Source organism: Pseudomonas nitroreducens NBRC 12694 (assembly GCF_002091755.1).
Taxonomy (GTDB): Bacteria; Pseudomonadota; Gammaproteobacteria; order Pseudomonadales; family Pseudomonadaceae; genus Pseudomonas; species Pseudomonas nitroreducens.
Window position 1 is genome coordinate 25,272 of sequence record NZ_BDAI01000007.1, and the last position, 18,118, is coordinate 43,389.

The 18,118-nt window shown below is 65.2% G+C and carries 19 protein-coding genes; 5 read left to right on the top strand and 14 right to left on the bottom strand.

All coding sequences use genetic code 11. The annotated features are described in order from the left end of the window. Positions 1-12 precede the first annotated feature (12 nt). The 6 genes from PNI01S_RS18600 to PNI01S_RS18625 all read right to left on the bottom strand — a co-directional run bounded on the left by PNI01S_RS18600 (position 13) and on the right by PNI01S_RS18625 (position 5,536). Positions 13-747 carry a putative periplasmic lipoprotein gene (locus PNI01S_RS18600; protein WP_024762055.1) on the bottom strand — a complete coding sequence of 245 codons (735 nt, stop codon included), beginning with the start codon at positions 745-747 and terminating at the stop codon, positions 13-15. A 324-nt stretch (positions 748-1,071) separates the two neighbouring features. Next, on the bottom strand, positions 1,072-1,452 hold the full coding sequence (gene ridA, locus PNI01S_RS18605) for a RidA family protein (RefSeq protein ID WP_024762056.1): 381 nt from the start codon (positions 1,450-1,452) through the stop codon (positions 1,072-1,074). A 20-nt stretch (positions 1,453-1,472) separates the two neighbouring features. Next, entirely contained in the window at positions 1,473-3,581 is a 2,109-nt protein-coding gene (spoT, locus tag PNI01S_RS18610) for a bifunctional GTP diphosphokinase/guanosine-3',5'-bis pyrophosphate 3'-pyrophosphohydrolase (RefSeq protein WP_024762057.1), read from the bottom strand. 60 nt (positions 3,582-3,641) lie between these two features. Continuing rightward, entirely contained in the window at positions 3,642-3,908 is a 267-nt protein-coding gene (rpoZ, locus tag PNI01S_RS18615; protein ID WP_024762058.1) for a DNA-directed RNA polymerase subunit omega, read from the bottom strand. Between the two features lie 101 nt (positions 3,909-4,009). Beyond that, on the bottom strand, positions 4,010-4,621 hold the full coding sequence (gmk, locus tag PNI01S_RS18620) for a guanylate kinase (RefSeq protein WP_024762059.1): 612 nt from the start codon (positions 4,619-4,621) through the stop codon (positions 4,010-4,012). A 51-nt stretch (positions 4,622-4,672) separates the two neighbouring features. After that, a complete protein-coding gene (locus PNI01S_RS18625; protein WP_024762060.1) occupies positions 4,673-5,536 on the bottom strand; it encodes a YicC/YloC family endoribonuclease in 864 nt (287 codons plus the stop codon). Positions 5,537-5,702: 166 nt separating this feature from the next. Here PNI01S_RS18625 and rph point away from each other — a divergent pair, with 166 nt between their 5' ends. Beyond that, complete coding sequence (gene rph, locus PNI01S_RS18630) at positions 5,703-6,422, top strand: ribonuclease PH (RefSeq protein WP_015479557.1); 720 nt, start codon at positions 5,703-5,705, stop codon at positions 6,420-6,422. A 35-nt stretch (positions 6,423-6,457) separates the two neighbouring features. Further along, positions 6,458-6,829 carry a DUF4870 domain-containing protein gene (locus PNI01S_RS18635; protein WP_024762061.1) on the top strand — a complete coding sequence of 124 codons (372 nt, stop codon included), beginning with the start codon at positions 6,458-6,460 and terminating at the stop codon, positions 6,827-6,829. Positions 6,830-6,905: 76 nt separating this feature from the next. Here the strand turns inward: PNI01S_RS18635 and crc are convergent, their stop codons facing one another. Next, positions 6,906-7,685 carry a catabolite repression control protein Crc gene (gene crc / locus PNI01S_RS18640; protein WP_037009721.1) on the bottom strand — a complete coding sequence of 260 codons (780 nt, stop codon included), beginning with the start codon at positions 7,683-7,685 and terminating at the stop codon, positions 6,906-6,908. An 81-nt stretch (positions 7,686-7,766) separates the two neighbouring features. On the opposite strand from crc, the gene pyrE reads away from it, so the two are divergent. Together pyrE and PNI01S_RS18650 are read left to right on the top strand one after the other, a co-directional pair. Further along, the gene (pyrE, locus tag PNI01S_RS18645; protein WP_024762062.1) at positions 7,767-8,408 is read left to right on the top strand and encodes an orotate phosphoribosyltransferase; all 642 of its coding nucleotides are present in this window, start codon (positions 7,767-7,769) and stop codon (positions 8,406-8,408) included. A 20-nt stretch (positions 8,409-8,428) separates the two neighbouring features. Next, positions 8,429-9,049, top strand: a complete 621-nt coding sequence (locus tag PNI01S_RS18650) for a hypothetical protein (protein ID WP_024762063.1) — start codon at positions 8,429-8,431, stop codon at positions 9,047-9,049. A 17-nt stretch (positions 9,050-9,066) separates the two neighbouring features. Here PNI01S_RS18650 and PNI01S_RS18655 read toward each other — a convergent pair whose 3' ends face one another. The 5 genes from PNI01S_RS18655 to coaBC all read right to left on the bottom strand — a co-directional run bounded on the left by PNI01S_RS18655 (position 9,067) and on the right by coaBC (position 14,887). Then, positions 9,067-9,513 carry an acyl-CoA thioesterase gene (locus tag PNI01S_RS18655; RefSeq protein WP_024762064.1) on the bottom strand — a complete coding sequence of 149 codons (447 nt, stop codon included), beginning with the start codon at positions 9,511-9,513 and terminating at the stop codon, positions 9,067-9,069. Positions 9,514-9,624: 111 nt separating this feature from the next. Then, positions 9,625-10,530, bottom strand: a complete 906-nt coding sequence (gene argB / locus PNI01S_RS18660) for an acetylglutamate kinase (protein WP_024762065.1) — start codon at positions 10,528-10,530, stop codon at positions 9,625-9,627. 20 nt (positions 10,531-10,550) lie between these two features. Then, complete coding sequence (locus PNI01S_RS18665; protein ID WP_084358787.1) at positions 10,551-13,175, bottom strand: phosphomannomutase/phosphoglucomutase; 2,625 nt, start codon at positions 13,173-13,175, stop codon at positions 10,551-10,553. A 40-nt stretch (positions 13,176-13,215) separates the two neighbouring features. Next, entirely contained in the window at positions 13,216-13,671 is a 456-nt protein-coding gene (gene dut / locus PNI01S_RS18670) for a dUTP diphosphatase (protein ID WP_024762067.1), read from the bottom strand. A gap of 7 nt (positions 13,672-13,678) precedes the next feature. Next, positions 13,679-14,887, bottom strand: coding sequence for a bifunctional phosphopantothenoylcysteine decarboxylase/phosphopantothenate--cysteine ligase CoaBC (coaBC, locus tag PNI01S_RS18675; RefSeq protein ID WP_024762068.1), 1,209 nt, complete (start codon positions 14,885-14,887; stop codon positions 13,679-13,681). 140 nt (positions 14,888-15,027) lie between these two features. Here coaBC and radC point away from each other — a divergent pair, with 140 nt between their 5' ends. Further along, the gene (radC, locus tag PNI01S_RS18680) at positions 15,028-15,702 is read left to right on the top strand and encodes a RadC family protein (protein ID WP_024762069.1); all 675 of its coding nucleotides are present in this window, start codon (positions 15,028-15,030) and stop codon (positions 15,700-15,702) included. Here the strand turns inward: radC and PNI01S_RS18685 are convergent. Both PNI01S_RS18685 and PNI01S_RS18690 read right to left on the bottom strand, forming a co-directional pair. Then, positions 15,676-16,257, bottom strand: coding sequence for a DUF2867 domain-containing protein (locus tag PNI01S_RS18685; protein WP_226045648.1), 582 nt, complete (start codon positions 16,255-16,257; stop codon positions 15,676-15,678). The two genes, radC and PNI01S_RS18685, sit on opposite strands and share 27 nt — an antisense overlap. Further along, on the bottom strand, positions 16,254-17,825 hold the full coding sequence (locus tag PNI01S_RS18690) for an ABC transporter substrate-binding protein (RefSeq protein ID WP_024762071.1): 1,572 nt from the start codon (positions 17,823-17,825) through the stop codon (positions 16,254-16,256). The genes PNI01S_RS18685 and PNI01S_RS18690 overlap by 4 nt, the downstream gene beginning before the upstream one ends. Positions 17,826-18,118: the final 293 nt, after the last annotated feature.

Genomic DNA, 18,118 nt, shown 5'->3' on the forward strand with positions numbered 1-18,118 from the left:
TCCGCTTGCGGATCAGTCGCGCTCCAGGGTCCAGACCTTGTTGCCCGGCGCGTAGCTGGGCATTTCATCGGCCTGGGCGCGATTTACCGCCTCGAACAGCTCCAGCTTGTCGCCGTCACGCTCGAACAGATACTCGCGGCCTTGCTGGCCCTGTTGCAGCCAGATGCTGTCGTTGTCGCCGCTCATGGCCGCGCAGTCGCCGGCCAGGCACAGCGCGTAGCGGTCGAAGCCCGGCATGCCTTCGAGGCTGCCGTTGGAGAGGAACTTGACCTTGCTGCCCTTGCCTTCGCCTTCCTCGATGATCCAGGTGCCGTTGAGGTAGGCCGCATACAGGGCGTTCTCGAAGGTGCTGCCGGCCGATGCCTGCGTCGCGGGCTGCTCCTTGGGACGCAGGAAGCGCTGTTCGGGCCAGTTGTCGCTGCCTACCTGCACCAGTTCCTTGCCGTCCAGCTCCAGGGATTCCTGGTTGCTGCCGTAGAACTCCACGCGGTAGTGCTTGGGATCGGTCTGGGTAAGCTGCCCTTCGCCCAGCTCGAAGCCGTTGCTGAAGGTCGCCTGGCTGGCCTTGGTGTCCAGCTTCCATTCCAGGTTCGGGCCGTAGGCCAGCAGCGCCTCGCGCAGCTTGCCACCCTTGCCGGCAGCATCGATGGCGGCCTGGTTGACCCAGACGCCGGAAGGGTCGGACGGGGTGCCGGCGCAGCCAGTAAGCAGGCCGATCAGAGCGCTCAGGATCAGGGCGCGACGCATGTTTGCTCCTTGCAGACAAAGGAACGGGGAAAGGGTCTGATGACGTTTCGTCGTGAACCGCGTTGCCGCGTCAAATCACGCCAGGCTAGACGCGGGGCGACGGTAATGGCGCTCCCTTACCTAGCCCCGCAACGACGCATGGCGTGATTTGACGCGCAACCCGAAGGGACGGGCCGCATTTTGCGCAGCGCTTCGTTACTCATTGTTCATTTGGAGTGACCAAACCACACGATTCGCGCCTCACCCTGCGCAAAATGCGGCTCCGTCGCGGCCACGTCGAAACGACATCAGACCCTCCGGGGCCCCGTAGGTGTTTCGTAGCGCTTATTCCAGGACGACGATGGCGTCCATCTCGACCTGCGCGCCCTTGGGCAGTGCGGCGACGCCAATGGCGGCACGGGCCGGGTAGGGCTGGGTGAAGTACTTGCCCATGATCTCGTTGACCTTGGCGAAGTGCGAGAGGTCGGTGAGGAAGATGTTCAGCTTGGCGACGTCGTGCAGGTAGCCGCCGGAAGCCTCGATGACGGCTTTCAGGTTCTCGAAGACCTGGACGGTCTGCTCTTCGAAGCCCTCGACCAGTTCCATGGTTTTCGGGTCCAGCGGGATCTGACCGGAGACATAGACGGTGTTGCCGGCCTTGATCGCCTGGGAGTAGGTACCGATGGCGGCCGGAGCTTTGTCGGTGTGGATAACGGTCTTGGTCATGTCGACTCCTTAGGGTGGGATCAGCTGCGCATGCGGGTGATGCGGATCACGCCCTTGAGCGCGCGCAGCTTCTTGATGACGCGGGCCAGGTGCACACGGTCATGCACGCTGACGACGAGCTGGACCACGCTGATGCGGCCGTCGCGCTCGTCCATGCTGATCTTCTCGATGTTGCCGTCGGCGGCGTTGACGCTGGTCGCCAGCAGGGCGATCAGGCCGCGCTGGTGTTCCAGTTCGACGCGCAATTCGACGTTGAATTCGCCGGTGACATCCTTGGCCCAGCTGAGCTGGATGCATTTTTCCGGGTTGTGGCGAATCTCGCTGATGTTCCGGCAGTTCTCCAGGTGCACGACCATGCCCTTGCCGGCGGACAGGTGGCCGACGATCGGGTCTCCCGGGATCGGCGTGCAGCACTTGGCGTAGCTGAGCACCAGGCCCTCGGTGCCGCGAATCGCCAGCGGACCTTCGGCGCTGGGCGCTTCCTCGCCTTCGCTGGACAGCAGGCGGCGCGCGACCACGTAGGCCATGCGGTTGCCCAGGCCAATCTCTTCGAGCAGGTCCTCGAAGACTTCCATGCGGTATTCGCTGAGCACACCCTGGATGCGTTCCTGCGGAATCTTCTCCAGGTGGCTGTCGAAGCCGGCCAGGGTCTTGTTCAGCAGGCGCTCGCCGAGGTTGATCGACTCGGAGCGGCGCTGCAGCTTGAGCGCGTGGCGAATGTGCGTGCGCGCCTTGCCGGTGACCACGAAGTTGAGCCAGGCCGGGTTCGGCCGGGTGCCCGGCGCGGTGACGATTTCCACCGTCGCGCCGCTCTGCAGCGGTTCGGACAGCGGCGCCAGGCGGCGGTTGATACGGCAGGCGATGCAGCTGTTGCCGACGTCGGTGTGCACCGCGTAGGCGAAGTCGACCGCCGTGGAGCCCTTGGGCAACTCCATGATGCGGCCCTTGGGCGTGAAGACGTAGACCTCGTCCGGGAACAGGTCGATCTTCACGTTCTCGATGAATTCCAGCGAGTTGCCCGCGCGCTGCTGCAGTTCGAGGATGCCCTTCACCCACTGGCGGGCGCGGGCGTGGGTGCCCTTCTGGGCTTCCTCTTCGCTGGACTTGTACAACCAGTGCGCGGCGATCCCGTGGTTGGCCATCTCTTCCATCTCGCGGGTGCGGATCTGGATCTCGATGGGCACGCCGTGCATGCCGAACAGCGTGGTGTGCAACGACTGGTAGCCGTTGGCCTTGGGAATCGCGATGTAGTCCTTGAAGCGACCGGGGAACGGCTTGTACAGGTTGTGCACGGCGCCGAGCACGCGGTAGCAGGTGTCGACCTTGTCGACGATGACGCGGAAGGCGTAGACGTCCATGATCTCGTTGAACGCCTTGCGCTTGCCGCGCATCTTCTTGTAGATGCTGAACAGGTGCTTCTCGCGGCCCAGGACCTGGCCTTCCATGCCTTCGCGGGCGAGGCAGTTGACCAGCGATTCCTGGATCTTGCCGACGATCTCGCGGCGGTTGCCGCGGGCTTTCTTCACCGCCTGGCGGATGCGCTCGGAGCGCATCGGGTGCATGGCCTTGAAGCCCAGGTCCTCGAACTCCACGCGCATGCTGTGCATGCCCAGCCGGTTGGCGATGGGCGCGTAGATTTCCAGGGTTTCCTTGGCGATGCGCCGGCGTTTCTCGCCCGACAGCACTTCCAGCGTGCGCATGTTGTGCAGGCGGTCGGCCAGCTTCACCAGGATCACGCGGATGTCGCGTGCCATGGCCATGGCCATCTTCTGGAAGTTCTCGGCCTGCGCCTCGGCCTTGGACTCGAAGTTCATCTGGGTCAGCTTGCTGACCCCGTCCACCAGTTCCGAGACGGTCTCGCCGAACTGCGCGGTGAGCGCTTCCTTGGCGATGCCGGTGTCCTCGATCACGTCGTGCAGCATGGCCGCCATCAGGCTCTGATGGTCCATGTGCATGTCGGCGAGGATGTTGGCGACGGCGAGCGGGTGCGTGACGTAGGCTTCGCCGCTGCGGCGGCGCTGCCCGTCATGGGCCTGCTCGGCGTAGTAGTAGGCGCGGCGGACCAGGTTGACCTGATCCGGGCCCAGATAGCTCGATAGCCGGTCGGCGAAGGCATCTATGCTCGGCATGGGTTCACCCCCTGCCGAGCAGTGCGTCGTGGCGCGCCGATTCGTCGGCCGGACATCGACTTACAGGGCCTCGTTGTTGGCCTCGTCTTCAAAAGCAGCGAACAGCGGCTCTTCTTCAACCACGTCCTCCTGCTGAACGATGTCAGCATCCACCAGGCCCGAGGCGATTTCGCGCAGGGCGACAACGGTGGGCTTGTCGTTTTCCCACGGTACCTTGGGCTCCTTGCCGCCGGTAGCCAGCTGGCGCGAACGCTTGGTGGCGAGCATGACCAGCTCGAAACGGTTATCGACGTTGTCCAGGCAGTCTTCAACGGTGACGCGGGCCATGGTGTTCCTCATTACGCAAATGGAGACCCGGAGAATTACCGGGCGGACTGGATAGTCTAAAAAATCGCCAATCTTTATGGAAGTGCCTTTGCTCGCCCGATTCAGGCCAGCAGGCGCTGCAGCAGCTCGGTATGGCGTTGCTGCTGGGCATCCTGGCGCAGCTGGCGGGCGCGGAAGATTGCCTTGAGGTCTTCCAGCGCGTGGGCGAAATCGTCGTTGATCACCAGGTGATCGTACTCCACATAGTGGCTCATTTCGCTGACGGCTTCCTGCATGCGCCGCTCGATGACCTCGTCGCTGTCCTGGCCGCGGTTGGTCAGGCGCTGGCGCAGGGCTTCCTGGGTCGGCGGCAGGATGAAGATCGACTGCGCCTGGGGCATCAGCCGGCGCACCTGCTGCGCGCCCTGCCAGTCGATCTCCAGGATCAGGTCGTTGCCCTCGGCCAGGGTCTTTTCCACCCAGCGCTGGGAGGTGCCGTAGAGATTGTCGAAAACCTGCGCGTGCTCGAGAAACTCGTTGCGTTCGAGCATGGCCTTGAAAGTGTCATGACCGACGAAGTGGTAGTTCACCCCGTCCACCTCGCCCGGACGCATGCCGCGGGTGGTGTGGGAAACGGAGACGCGCACGCTGGGCATGGTGTCGAGCAGGGCCTTGACCAGGCTGGTCTTGCCGGCGCCCGACGGCGCGGAAACGATGTACAGGGTGCCGGACATGGCGCTTTCCTGGAGTAACGGTTGACTGAATGGAAGCCGGAGGCGTCCGGCTTACTCGATATTCTGGACCTGCTCGCGCATCTGCTCGATCAGGACCTTGAGGTTGACCGCTGCCTGGGTCGAGCGCGGGTCGAAAGCCTTCGAACCCAGCGTGTTGGCCTCGCGGTTGAGCTCCTGCATCAGGAAGTCCAGGCGGCGGCCGGCAGCTCCACCGGCCTTGAGTACGCGGCGCACTTCGGTGATGTGGGTGGTCAGGCGGTCGAGTTCTTCGGCGACGTCGCTCTTCTGCGCCAGCAGGACCATTTCCTGTTCCAGGCGCTGCGGGTCGAGCTCGGCCTTCATCTCGTTGAAGCGGTCGAGGATCTTCTGGCGCTGGTTGGCGAGCATCTGCGGCACCAGCTCGCGCAGGTTCACCACTTCTTCCTGCATGGCGCTCAGGCGTTCGTCGATGATCTTCGCCAAGTCCGCGCCTTCGCGGGCGCGGCCGGCCTTGAGCTCGTCCAGGGCCTGGTTGAAGGCGGCCAGGGCGCTGGCATTGAGCGCCTGCGGATCGGCGGCATCGCCCACCAGCACACCCGGCCAGGCCAGCACGGCCAGCGGGTCGAGCGGGGCGGGCTGCTGGATCAGGCCGGCGACGGTCTCGGCGGCGGCGACCAGTTGCGCGGCGCGTTCGCGGTCGACCTGCAGCGGCTTGCCGGCGTTCTCCTCGTTGAAGCGCAGGGTGCATTCCACCTTGCCGCGCGACAGGCCCTGGCGCAGCGCCTCGCGCACCGCGCCTTCGAGGTCGCGGAAGGCTTCGGGCAGACGCAGGTTGGGCTCGAGGTAGCGATGGTTGACCGAGCGCAGCTCCCAACTGAGGGTTCCATGGGTGCCGGCGCGCTCGACGCGGGCGAAGGCGGTCATGCTGTGGACCATGGAATTACCTCGCTTGAAGACTGTGGGAAACGGCCGACAGGTCGTCGGAAACCGGCAATTGTAACCCAGCCTGGCGCGCCACCGCACACCGGCGGTGGTTGCGGCCGTCCGCTGGCCTCTATAATGGCCGACATTCCCCCGCCAGCAATCTGTACAGGATGCCTCCATGAACCGTCCCAGTGGCCGCGCCGCCGACCAACTGCGCCCGATCCGTATCACCCGCCATTACACCAAGCACGCCGAGGGTTCCGTGCTGGTCGAGTTCGGCGACACCAAGGTGATCTGCACCGTCAGCGCCGAATCCGGTGTGCCGCGCTTCCTCAAGGGCCAGGGCCAGGGCTGGCTGACCGCCGAGTACGGCATGCTGCCGCGCTCCACCGGCGAGCGTAACCAGCGTGAAGCCGCACGCGGCAAGCAGGGTGGTCGCACCCTGGAGATCCAGCGCCTGATCGGCCGCTCCCTGCGCGCCGCGCTGGACCTGAGCAAGCTGGGCGAGAACACCCTGTACATCGATTGCGATGTGATCCAGGCCGACGGTGGCACCCGCACTGCGTCCATCACCGGCGCGACCGTGGCGTTGATCGATGCGCTGGCCGTGCTGAAGAAGCGTGGTGCGCTCAAAGGCAACCCGCTCAAGCAGATGGTCGCTGCCGTTTCCGTGGGCATGTACCAGGGCGAGCCGGTGCTGGACCTGGACTACCTGGAGGATTCCGCCGCCGAGACCGACCTGAACGTGGTCATGACCGATGCCGGCGGCTTCATCGAGGTCCAGGGCACCGCCGAGGGTGCGCCCTTCCAGCCGGCCGAGCTGAATGCCATGCTGGAGCTGGCGCAGCAGGGCCTGCGCGAACTGTTCGAACTGCAGCGCGCCGCGCTGGCGGACTGATCCGCACTCGATACCCAACGGCAAGGAGCGAAAGGATGAGCGACGAAGTACCGGTACAGCAGGTTCAACCGAGCCAGGAAGCCCGCCAGTGGGCGATGTTCTGCCACTTCGCCGCCTTTCTCGGCTTCATCTTTCCCTTCGGCAACCTGCTCGGGCCGCTGATCGTCTGGCAGATCAAGCGTGAATCGGACCCGTTCGTGGACCGCCAGGGCAAAGAGGCGCTGAACTTCCAGATCACCGTGAGCCTCGCGGTGATGGTCAGCTTCCTGCTGATGCTGGTGGTGATCGGCTTCTTCCTGCTGGGGCTGGTGAGTATCGGCGCGCTGGTGCTCACCATCATCGCCGGGATCAAGGCCAACGAAGGGCTGGATTATCGCTATCCCTTCACCTGGCGCCCGATCAAGTAGGGGCTGAACTCCAGGCACGAAAAAGCCGGCTCGAAGCCGGCTTTTTTCTGTCCGCCTCTCGGCGGCACGACGGGGCTCAGATGCTCAGGGTCCAGTCGTAGTCCACGATCAGCGGCGCATGCTGGGAGAAACGCGGCTGGCGCGGCAGCTTGGCGCCGCGCACGAAGCGGCGCAGCCCCGGCGTGAGGATCTGGTAGTCGAAGCGCCAGCCCAGGTTGAGCAGCTCGGCCTGTTCGCTTTCCGGCCACCAGCTGTACTGGTCGCCTTCGCGGTTGACCTCGCGCAGGGCGTCGACGTAGCCCATGGTGCCGAAGATCTCATCCATCCAGCCACGCTCCGGCGCCATGAAGCCGGGCGATTGCTGGCATTCGCGCCAGTTCTTCACGTCCAGCTTCTGGTGCGCGACGTAGAGCGAGCCGCAATAGATGTATTCGCGGCGCTTGCGGCGCTGCTTGTTCATGTACTGGGCGAAATCGTCCATGAACTTGAACTTGTGGTTCAGGTTCTCGTCCCCTTCCTGCCCGGTAGGCAGCAGGAGAGTGGCGATACTCACTTTATCGAAATCGGCTTGCAGGTAGCGCCCGTAACGATCGGCCATCTCGAAACCCAGGCCGCTTATGACAGCCTTGGGTTGCAGACGACTATAGATTGCGACGCCACCCTGACTGGGCACTTCGGCATCGCAGGCGTACAGGAAGTAGCCATCCAGTTGGTAGGACGGGTCATCCAGATCGAAAGCGGAGGCGCGGGTATCCTGCAAGCAGATCACGTCGGCATTCTGGGCTTGCAGCCAACTGAGCAAACCACGCTCGGCTGCAGCCTGAATACCATTCACGTTCACACTGATGATCCGCATAAATGGCCCCCAAAATCACGTGTGTGTATGATACCCGAGCTCAAACGGTTTAGCTAAATTCATACCGGCCGGTTCTCTCCCATGCACGCATATCAACGCGATTTCATCCGCTTCGCCATCGAGCGCGGCGTTCTTCGCTTCGGCGAGTTCACCCTCAAGTCCGGGCGCACCAGTCCGTACTTCTTCAACGCCGGTCTGTTCAATACCGGGGTTGCACTGTCCCAGCTGGGTCGTTTCTACGCCAGCGCGGTGGTCGACAGCGGCATACCTTTCGACGTGTTGTTCGGCCCGGCCTATAAAGGAATCCCGCTGGCGGCCGCTACAGCGATTGCGTTGGCCGAACAGCACGGCCGCGACCTGCCCTGGTGCTTCAACCGCAAGGAAGCCAAGGACCATGGCGAAGGCGGCACGCTGGTCGGCGCGCCGCTGGCCGGCCGCGCGCTGATCATCGATGACGTGATCACCGCCGGCACTGCGATCCGCGAGGTCATGCAGATCATCGACGCCCAGGGTGCCCAGGCAGCCGGCGTGCTGATCGCGCTGAACCGTCAGGAGCGCGGCAAGGGTGAGCTGTCGGCGATCCAGGAAGTTGAACGGGACTTTTCGATTCCGGTCGTCAGCATTGTCTCGCTGGAGCAGGTATTGGAATATCTGGCCGGTGACGGTCAGCTCAAGCAGCATCTCGCGGCTGTCGAGGCTTATCGGGCGCAGTACGGTATCTAACCGCAACCAGGACGTAGGGCATGGCCAAGCAGGGTGCTTTCCGCTACAGGGTGTTGATGGGGCTTCTGGGAGCCATGCTCGCAGGCCAGGTGACGGCTGCCGGGCAGCCGACCAGCCAGGTCGAGATGTACCGTTACGTCAATGACAAGGGCATCACCGTCATCGACCGCCTGGGTGTCCCTCCGCAGTACATCGGCAAGGGCTACCAGGTGCTCAACGACCAGGGCCGGGTCATCCGCGAGGTTCCGCCGGCACCGACCGCCGCCGAGATCGAGCAGCGCAAGGCGGACGCCGCCCGCGCCAGCTCCGATCAGCAGTTGATGCGCATGTATACCAGCGTGGAAGACGTCGACCGTGCCCGCGATCGCAAGCTGGCCGAACTCGATGGGCTGGCCAGCGTGGCCAAGGGCAACCTGCAATCGCTGAAGATGCAGCAGGCCAACCTGCAGGCCCGTGCCGCCGACCAGGAGCGCGCCGGTCGCCAGGTGCCGGACGACCTGGTCGCGCAACTGAGCAACCTGCGCGACGATGAACAGCGCCTGCAGCAGGATATCGCTCGCTACCAGCAGTTGCGGATTCAGGCGCAAAGCAGCTTTGCCTCCGATCGGGCGCGCTTCGCCCAGATATCCGGCGGTAATTGACGCGCCGTCCGCCGCGCTCACTGCTGCGGCGAGACGCGCTCGAATTCGTTGATCTTCCCGCGCAGCCAGTCCGGCAGGGGCTGGCTCGTCCGGTCCTCGCCGGCATAGGCGTAGATCAGTTCCCCCAGCGTCAGCAACTGTTCGTCACACCAGATCGACACCTGGAAGGTCAGGCTGCTGCGGCCCAGGCGGCTGACGCGTACGCCCATTTCCAGCCAGTCGTCGAAGCGTGCCGGCGCCAGATACTCCAGGGTGGTCTTCACCGCGAACAGGTCGCCGCCGCCACGCAGCAGGTCGGCCGGGTAGCTCACGCCCAGATGGCGGTAGTACTCGGTGGTGGCGACGTCGGCGTAGGTCAGGTAATTGCCGTTGAAGACGATGCCCTGTGGATCGACTTCCGACCAGCGCACGCGCAGGCCGTGGAAGAAGCTGAAGTCATTGCGGGAAACGGGAGACGCGGCCATGTCAGAAGGACTCCTGTAGACCTTTCGAGGCCGGGCATCCATGGGGCTGAAGCGGCCTGGAACAGGCAAAAAAACACCCGCGAGGATCGCTCCTGGCGGGTGTCGTTGCGATCAGCGCTGCTTGCGGTTGGTGATCAGCGTGCCGACACCGCTGTCGGTGAAGATCTCCAGCAGCACGGCGTTGGGTACGCGGCCATCGATGATGTGCGCGCTGGTCACGCCGCCCTGGACTGCCTCGAGGGCGCAGCGGATCTTCGGCAGCATGCCGCCGTAGATGGTGCCGTCGGCGATCAGCTCGTTGACCTGCTCGGTGGTCAGGCCGGTGAGCACCTGGCCCTGCTTGTCCATCAGGCCGGCGATGTTGGTGAGCAGCATCAGCTTCTCGGCCTTCAGCGCCTCGGCCACCTTGCCGGCCACCAGGTCGGCGTTGATGTTGTAGGACTCGCCGTTGGCGCCTACGCCGATCGGCGCGATGACCGGGATGAAGTCGCCCTGCACCAGCATGTTCAGCAGGTCGACGTTGACCCCGGTGACTTCGCCCACGTGGCCGATGTCGATGATTTCCGGCTTGGTCATTTCCGGCGTCTGGCGGGTGACGGTGAGCTTCTTCGCGCGGATCAGCTCGGCGTCCTTGCCGGTCAGGCCGATGGCGCTGCCGCCATGACGGTTGATCAGATTGACGATGTCCTTGTTCACCTGGCCGCCGAGGACCATCTCCACCACGTCCATGGTCTGCGCGTCGGTGACGCGCATGCCATCGATGAAGTGGCTTTCGATCGACAGGCGGCTGAGCAGGTCGCCGATCTGCGGACCACCACCATGGACCACCACCGGGTTGATACCGACGGCTTTCATCAGCACCACGTCGCGGGCGAAGCTGTTCTTCAGCTCGTCCGTTTCCATGGCGTTGCCGCCGTACTTGATCACCAGCGTCTTGCCGACGAACCGGCGGATATAGGGCAGGGCTTCGGCAAGGACGCGGGCAACCTGGGCGGCGTCATCGCGGCTCTGGGTCATGGTGGGCTCCGGCATAGGGGTCAAAATGGCAGGCTGAGGGCGGGGTCGACCGCTTTCAGCTGGGTACGGAACACGTCCTTGATGCGTTCCAGTTCGTCCTGGGAGTCCGCCTCGAAGCGCAGCACCAGCACCGGAGTGGTGTTGGACGCGCGAACCAGGCCCCAGCCTTTGGGGTAATCGACACGCACGCCGTCGAGGGTGGTGAGGTTGGCTTCACCCCACTGGCCGCGGGCCTGCAGCGCCTCGATCAGGGCGAACTTGCCCTCGTCGGTGACGGTGATGTTGATTTCCGGGGTGGAGATGTCCATCGGGAACGCGGAGAACACGCGCTCGGCATCGCGCTTGTCCAGGCTGATGATTTCCAGCAGGCGCGCGGCGCTGTAGATGCCGTCGTCGAAGCCGTACCAGCGCTCCTTGAAGAAGATGTGGCCGCTCATCTCGCCGGCGAGCAGGGCGCCGGTTTCCTTCATTTTCTTCTTGATCAGCGAGTGGCCGGTCTTCCACATCACCGGGCGACCGCCGTAGCCGCTGATCAGCGAGATCAGGCGACGGGTGCACTTGACGTCGAAGATGATGTCGGCGCCCGGGTTGCGCGAGACCACGTCCTTGGCGAACAGCATCAGAAGGCGGTCCGGGTAGATGATGGTGCCTTCGTTGGTCACCACGCCCACGCGGTCGCCGTCGCCGTCGAAGGCCAGGCCCAGGTCGGCGCCGGTCTCCTTGACCTTGGCGATCAGGTCTTCCAGGTTCTCCGGCTTGCCCGGATCCGGGTGGTGGTTGGGGAAGGTGCCGTCGACATCGCAGTACAGCGGGATCACGGTGCAGCCCAGGGCTTCGATCAGTTGCGGGGCGATCACGCCGGCCACGCCGTTGCCGCAGTCCACCACCACTTTCAGCGGCTTGGCCAGGGCGATGTCGTCGCGAATCTGCTGGAAGTAGCGCGGCAGGATGTCGACCTGCTGCACGCTGCCGACGCCAGAGGCGAGGTCATCGTTCTGGATGCGCTCGCGCAGGGCCTGGATCTGTTCGTTGGCCAGGGTTTCGCCGGCGACGACGATCTTGAAGCCGTTGTAGTCCGGCGGGTTGTGGCTGCCGGTGAGCATCACACCGGATTTGCCTTCCAGGACGTTGGCGGCGTAGTACAGGACCGGGGTGGGCACCATGCCGATGTCGGTGACCTGGCAACCGCAATCGACCAGGCCCTGGATCAACTGCTGGACCAACTCGGGGCCGGACAGGCGGCCGTCGCGGCCGACGGAGACGCACGGCTCGCCGCGCGCCAGGCTTTCGGAACCGATCGCGCGGCCGACCCAGTAGGCGGTCTCGGCGGTCAGGGTATCGCCGACCACGCCACGGATGTCGTAGGCGCGGAAGATGCTGGCGGGCAGTTGCGGGGCTTTTGGCGTGCTCATAGCGGGTGTTTGCTCCAATCCCAGGAGATCCTGGTCTTCATCAAGAATGTCGATGTCCAGAATGTCGGTGTTCTGGAATAGCGGATCGACCAATGGCGATTCGGTGGCAGCGGCCGGGGCGCTGGCAGCGGTGGCAGCCGGGATCGGCTGGGCGGGAGCTGCGGGCGCGGCGGGTGCGCTGGCACCGGGTGTTTCGGTCTTGCGGCGTGGCTGGCGGGCCAGCGCCTGAGCCAGCGCCTGCAGACTCGGCAGGCTCAGCTCAGGTGCTTTGGCAGTGCGTTGGCCGGCGAGTTCCTGAACGAACTGCCCCAGGGCCTGTGCATCCTTGCTGACCCGGCGCTGCATCGCACTTTGCGCAAGGTAGAGGCCAAGGAGACTGCCCACCAGTGCCAGCAAGGCGGCGATACCCAGCAGGGTTGGCGAGTACAGCTGGTCGGTGACGGTCGGGCCGGGGGTGAAGCTCAGCTTCCAGTTCGGATTGCCACTGGGTAGCGCTACCGCAGCGGCGTCGCTGGCCTGCCCGCGTTGCAGCAGCAACTGGGCCGGCGAGTTGCCGAACTGCTGGGAAATCTGCAGCCGGCCGATATCGGCGGACATCGGCGGCAGGTTGCCGAGCAGGCGCTGCAGGTCGACGACCAGCAGCAGGGAGCCCTGGATCGAGTTATCCGCGGCGCGCAGGGCGATGGGGTTGTAGACCAGCCAGCGGGTCCCGACCTTGTAGGCCTCCGGCGCCACGGCCTGGCCGCTTTCGACACGGTGCAGCATATCCAGCGCGGCATAGTTCAGCGGGCCGGGGCGGGCGGTGTCCTGCACAGCCTGACCGTTGGCGTTCAGGTGGACGTCCACCAGCCCATCCAGATGGCCCTGGGTCAGCGCCTTCTCCAGTGCGGCGATGCGCGTCGGGTCATTGCTCTGCAGGGTCGGCAGCAACTGCGGGTCTCCTGCCATGGCGCGGCTGTCGGCGGCCAGCAGATTCAGGGACTGACGCAGCGCGCCGGCCTGGCTTTCCGACCAGGCGTTGCTCAACTGGGTGACGTGAGCCTTGTCGGCCTGGCCGAACAGGCTGAACCACAGCAGCGCGCTGGCCGCCACTACGCCGCCCACGGTAAGGATGAGCGATGGCAGCAGTGGTTTGAGGTCGACCTTGGGGGGCGATCCCCTGACGGGCTTCTCCGCCGGCACGAGTTCCGGCAGGTCGGCGCTGTCCTTGGCAGTGCGTTGGAAAAGTTTCATGCAACGTCTCCTCGGCGATTCATCCTGAAATGGGTAGGGGTCAATGGCTGCCGGAGTGCCCGAAGCCGCCGGCGCCGCGCTGGCTTTCGTCGAAGCTCTCGACCAGCTCGAAATGCGCCTGCACTACCGGCACCAGCACCAGCTGGGCGATGCGCTCGCCGATGGCGATCGTGAAAGCGGTATTGCCGCGGTTCCAGCAGGAGACCATCAGCTCGCCCTGGTAGTCCGAGTCGATCAGCCCGACCAGGTTGCCCAGCACGATGCCGTGCTTGTGGCCCAGGCCCGAGCGCGGAAGGATCAGCGCGGCCAGGCCCGGATCGGCGATGTAGATGGACAGGCCGGTGGGGATCAGCACGGTCTGGCCCGGCTCGAGGATGAGGTCTTCCTTGAGCATGGCGCGCAGGTCGAGGCCGGCGGAACCCGGGGTGGCGTACTGCGGCAGCGGGAAGTCGCTGCCCAGGCGGGGATCGAGGATCTTGGCTTGCAGGGAATGCATTGGGTTCTCAGTGTTGATGGATGCGGTCGGCGATGAAGGCGATCAGCTGGCGGGCGATCTTGCCCTTGCTGGTCTGGGCGAATGCAGTCTTGTGCAATTCGCGGTCGATGACCGTGATGGCGTTCTCTTCACTATTGAAGCCGATTGACGGATTTGCCACGTCGTTGGCGACAATCAGGTCGAGATTCTTGTCCTTGAGCTTGCGCGAGGCGTACTCGAGCAGGTTCTCGGTCTCCGCCGCGAAGCCGACGCTGAAGGGCCGGTCCTCGCGCAGCGAGAGGGTGGCGAGGATGTCGGGATTGCGCACCAGCTGCAAGAGCAGGCCATCACCCTTGGTGGGATCTTTCTTCAGCTTCTGCGTTGCGACCAGTTCCGGGCGGTAGTCGGCCACGGCGGCGGAGGCGATCAGGATGTCCGCCGGCATCGCCGCTTCGCAGGCGGCGAGCATGTCGCGGGCGCTGACCACGTCGACGCGGCTCACCCGGTCCGGAGTCGGCAGGTGCACCGGGCCGGTCACCAGGGTCACGCGGGCGCCGGCCTCGGCGGCCGCCTCTGCCAGGGCGAAGCCCATCTTCCCGGAGCTGTGGTTGGTGATGTAGCGCACCGGGTCGATGTTTTCCTGGGTCGGCCCGGCGGTGATCAGGATGTGCTGGCCGGTCAGTGCCTTGAACTCGAAGCAGTCGGCGGCCAGTTGCGCCAGCTCCTCGGCTTCGAGCATGCGCCCGGGGCCGACGTCGCCGCAGGCCTGGCTGCCGGCAGCGGGGCCGAAGAAGTGCAGGCCACGGCTGCGCAGCAACTCGGCGTTGACCTGGGTGGCCGGGTCGCGCCACATGGCCTGGTTCATTGCCGGGGCGAGGGCAACCTGTGCATCGGTGGCCAGTACCAGGGTAGTCAGCAGATCGTTGGCCACGCCCTGGGCCAGACGCGCCATGAGGTCGGCGGTGGCGGGGGCGATCAGGACCAGGTCGGCCCAGCGGGCCAGCTCGATATGCCCCATGGCCGCTTCGGCGGCGGGGTCGAGCAGGTCCAGGTGCACTGGATGACCGGAAAGGGCCTGAAGGGTGAGCGGGGTGATGAACTCGCGGCCGCCCTGGGTCATCACGACACGCACCTCGGCGCCCTGGTCGCGCAACCGGCGGACCAGTTCGGCGCTCTTGTAGGCGGCGATGCCGCCGCCGACGCCCAGAACGATGCGTTTACGATAGAGCCGCTGCATAGGCCAGCCTTAAATACGGAAATGGATGACGCGCGCTGAAGCCGACGACGCCTCCCCAGGCCTCCGGCTGCGCGAAGCGAGGGGGCTAAGATAGCACAGCGCCTGCGCGGGAACAGCGGGCGGCCTGACCGGGAGGTTCCTTGAGTATTCGTGACTGGCCTGCGGCGGAGCGCCCGCGGGAAAAGCTTCTCGAACGGGGCGCGGCGAGCCTGAGCGACGCCGAGTTGCTGGCGATCTTCCTGCGTACCGGCGTGGTCGGCTGCAGTGCCGTCGACCTGGCGCGGCGGCTGCTCAGCGAGTTCGGCAGCCTGCGGGCCCTGCTGGAGGCCGACCTGGAATCGTTCTGCAGTCACCTGGGGCTGGGCGTCGCCAAGTTCGTGCAACTGCAGGCCGTGCTGGAAATTGCCCGGCGCCACCTGGCGGAACAGCTCAGTCGCGATTCGGCGCTGGAAAGCCCCCAGGCCGTGCGTGACTTTCTCAAGGCGCGGTTGCGGCATGAGCACCACGAGGTGTTCGCCTGCCTGTTCATGGACAATCGCCACCGGGTGCTGGACTTCGAAGTGCTGTTCCACGGCTCCATCGACAGCGCCAGCGTCTACCCCCGGCAGATCGTCAAGCGCGCCCTGGCGCACAACGCCGCCGCGCTGATCCTGGCGCACAACCATCCCTCGGGGATCTGCGAGCCGAGCCACTCCGACCGCCTGCTGACCCGCCGCATCATCGAGGCGCTGGCGCTCATCGACGTACGCGTGCTGGATCACTTCATTGTCGGCGACGGCGAGCCGCAATCAATGGCCGAGTTGGGGATGGTCTGAGATGCGCCGCTGGATGTCGCGCAGCAGGCGTCGGCGAATCAGCCCGCTGACCGGGCGGATCGCCAACCAGTAAGGTGTGAACAGCAGGCGGCTGCGGCGGTCCGGGCAGTGCACGCGGGTTTCCGTTCGGACCTGGGTGTAGCCGTCCCGATCCGCTGGCTCGCAGGAAAAGTGCAGCATCAGCCTGGCTGTGCCGGGCTCGGCGAAGCGCCGGAAGGCTTCGCCGTCCGCGCACGAACGCAGGCCGAAGTCGCTGCGCCAGAAGCGTCCAACCAGCCCATAGCCGATTTCCCGGTCGGCGTGGCGACCCAGCAGGGTGAACTCGTGCAGGCCGAAGCGCGGGCGATCAGCCAGCGCGTTTCGTAACCCCAGGCGCAGGGCGAGCCGCGCCGGTGCCTCGCGGATCTGCAGAAAGCGCTGTACCAGCGGGTCCTGCTCGGCGGTGAGCTGGGTCACTGCGTCCAGCACCTGGCCGGGTGACGCCCGCATGTTCAGCGTGTGCCGCTCGGAGAACTGGAACTCCGGTAGCAGATGATTGAGCAGGACGTCGCTCAAAGCTGCACCTTGGAGAAATCCTGGCGACCGAAGGGGCTGACTGAATAACCCTTCACGTTCTGGCGGGTGAGCGCCGAGGCGGTCGGATGTGCCAACGGCAGCCACAGCGCCTGGTCGTGGATGATCTGCTGGGCCTGGTGGTACAGCGCGCTGCGCTTGGTCTGGTCGGCGACTGCCTTGCCCTGGCTGATCAGGCCGTCGAGCTTCTCGTCGCAATGACGGGCGAAGTTGAGGCCGGACTTCACGCTGGCGCAGGAGAATTGCGGGGTGAGGAAGTTGTCCGGGTCGCCGTTGTCGCCGGCCCAGCCCATGAACAGCAGGTCATGCTCGCCGGCCTTGGCGCGGCGGATCAGCTCGCCCCATTCGATCACGCGGATCTCGGCCTGGATGCCGATCTGCGCCAGGTCCGCCTGCAGCAGTTGTGCGCCGACACTGGGATTGGGGTTGAGCAGGCTGCCGGAGGGGCGGGTCCAGAGGGTGGTCTTGAAGCCGTCCTTGTGTCCGGCTTCGGCCAGCAGCGCGCGGGCCTTGTCCAGGTCGCGCGGGTAGCCGGGGATGTCCTTGGCGTAGCTCCAGGTGTTGGGGGGGTAGATGCCGTCGGCGACGGTGGCACTGCCGGCGAACACGCTCTTGAGGTAGGTGCCCTTGTCGAAGGCAAGGTTGATCGCCTGGCGCACCTTGGGGTTGTCCAGCGGCGGGTGCTGGCTGTTGATGCCGACGAACGCGGTCATGAAGGCCGGGGTCTGCTCGACCTTGAGGTCGGCGCTCTTGGTCGCCGCCTCGACGTCCAGGGGCTTGGGCGACAGGGCGATCTGGCATTCGCCGCGCTTGAGCTTCTGCAGGCGCACACTGGCGTCCGGGGTGATGGCGAACACGAGGTTATCCACAGCCGGCTTGCCGCCGAAGTACTCGGCGTTGGCGCTGTAGCGCACCACGGCGTCCTTCTGGAAGCGCTTGAAGACGAAGGGGCCGGTGCCGATCGGCTGGGCGTTGAGCTTCTCCGGGGTGCCGGCCTTCATCAGCTGGTCGGCGTACTCGGCCGAATAGATTGAGGCGAAGCCCATGCTGAGCATTGCCAGGAAGGTCGCGTCCGGATGGTTGAGGGTGAAGCGCACATGGCGCTCATCGACCCTCTCCACGGCTTTTACCAGGCTCGGCAGCTGCATCGACTGGGCATGGGGGAAGCCGCTCTGCGCGACCTTGTGCCAGGGTTGGGCCGAGTCGAGCATGCGCTGGAAGCTGAACACCACGTCGTCGGCGCTCAGCGTGCGGCTGGGCTTGAAGTAGTCGGTGTGATGGAAGGCTACGCCGTCGCGCAACTGGAAGTCGTAGGTCAGGCCGTCATCGGAGACCTTCCAGCTTTCGGCCAGGCTCGGTACTACGGCGCCCTTTGCAGCATCGAAGTCCACCAGGCGATTCATCAGTACGTCGGCCGAGGCGTTGGTGGTGGTCAGCGAGTTGTACTGGACCACGTCGAAGCCTTCGGGGCTGGCTTCGGTGCAGACACTCAGCGAGGCGGCACTGGCGAGGGCGGGAGAAAGAAAGAGGGCGAGAAGGGCAAGGCGCATGACGGACTCCGTGTAAGCTGGCAAGATGCCCATCCGCGAGGCTGGGCGGGTCATGCAAGGCTGTTGGCAGCCTCGAAGGAGCTACCCTAGACCAAGCCGCTGCCCGTCACAACGATGACAGGCGACGAACGGCACCAGTGCCGCGGCCCGCGGGGGCTGGCGTCGGCTTTTCCGAGTCATGCTTTCCCTTGCAGCGTGAAGTGACTTTCTGATATAAAGCTGCGCTCTTTTCTGGGGCCCTGCCTGATCCTGCGACTCGATCGCGGCGAAGCGGCAGTTAAGACCCCGGTGAA

Coding starts and splice junctions, on each gene's coding strand:
- ridA (WP_024762056.1), bottom strand. CDS start 1,452: ATGACCAAGACCGTTATCCACACCGACAAAGCTCCGGCCGCCATCGGT.
- PNI01S_RS18665 (WP_084358787.1), bottom strand. CDS start 13,175: ATGAAACTTTTCCAACGCACTGCCAAGGACAGCGCCGACCTGCCGGAA.
- spoT (WP_024762057.1), bottom strand. CDS start 3,581: ATGCCGAGCATAGATGCCTTCGCCGACCGGCTATCGAGCTATCTGGGC.
- PNI01S_RS18635 (WP_024762061.1), top strand. CDS start 6,458: ATGAGCGACGAAGTACCGGTACAGCAGGTTCAACCGAGCCAGGAAGCC.
- rpoZ (WP_024762058.1), bottom strand. CDS start 3,908: ATGGCCCGCGTCACCGTTGAAGACTGCCTGGACAACGTCGATAACCGT.
- rph (WP_015479557.1), top strand. CDS start 5,703: ATGAACCGTCCCAGTGGCCGCGCCGCCGACCAACTGCGCCCGATCCGT.
- dut (WP_024762067.1), bottom strand. CDS start 13,671: ATGCATTCCCTGCAAGCCAAGATCCTCGATCCCCGCCTGGGCAGCGAC.
- PNI01S_RS18655 (WP_024762064.1), bottom strand. CDS start 9,513: ATGGCCGCGTCTCCCGTTTCCCGCAATGACTTCAGCTTCTTCCACGGC.
- argB (WP_024762065.1), bottom strand. CDS start 10,530: ATGACCCAGAGCCGCGATGACGCCGCCCAGGTTGCCCGCGTCCTTGCC.
- pyrE (WP_024762062.1), top strand. CDS start 7,767: ATGCACGCATATCAACGCGATTTCATCCGCTTCGCCATCGAGCGCGGC.
- PNI01S_RS18625 (WP_024762060.1), bottom strand. CDS start 5,536: ATGGTCCACAGCATGACCGCCTTCGCCCGCGTCGAGCGCGCCGGCACC.
- crc (WP_037009721.1), bottom strand. CDS start 7,685: ATGCGGATCATCAGTGTGAACGTGAATGGTATTCAGGCTGCAGCCGAG.
- gmk (WP_024762059.1), bottom strand. CDS start 4,621: ATGTCCGGCACCCTGTACATCGTTTCCGCGCCGTCGGGCGCCGGCAAG.
- PNI01S_RS18650 (WP_024762063.1), top strand. CDS start 8,429: ATGGCCAAGCAGGGTGCTTTCCGCTACAGGGTGTTGATGGGGCTTCTG.
- coaBC (WP_024762068.1), bottom strand. CDS start 14,887: ATGCAGCGGCTCTATCGTAAACGCATCGTTCTGGGCGTCGGCGGCGGC.
- PNI01S_RS18690 (WP_024762071.1), bottom strand. CDS start 17,825: ATGCGCCTTGCCCTTCTCGCCCTCTTTCTTTCTCCCGCCCTCGCCAGT.
- PNI01S_RS18600 (WP_024762055.1), bottom strand. CDS start 747: ATGCGTCGCGCCCTGATCCTGAGCGCTCTGATCGGCCTGCTTACTGGC.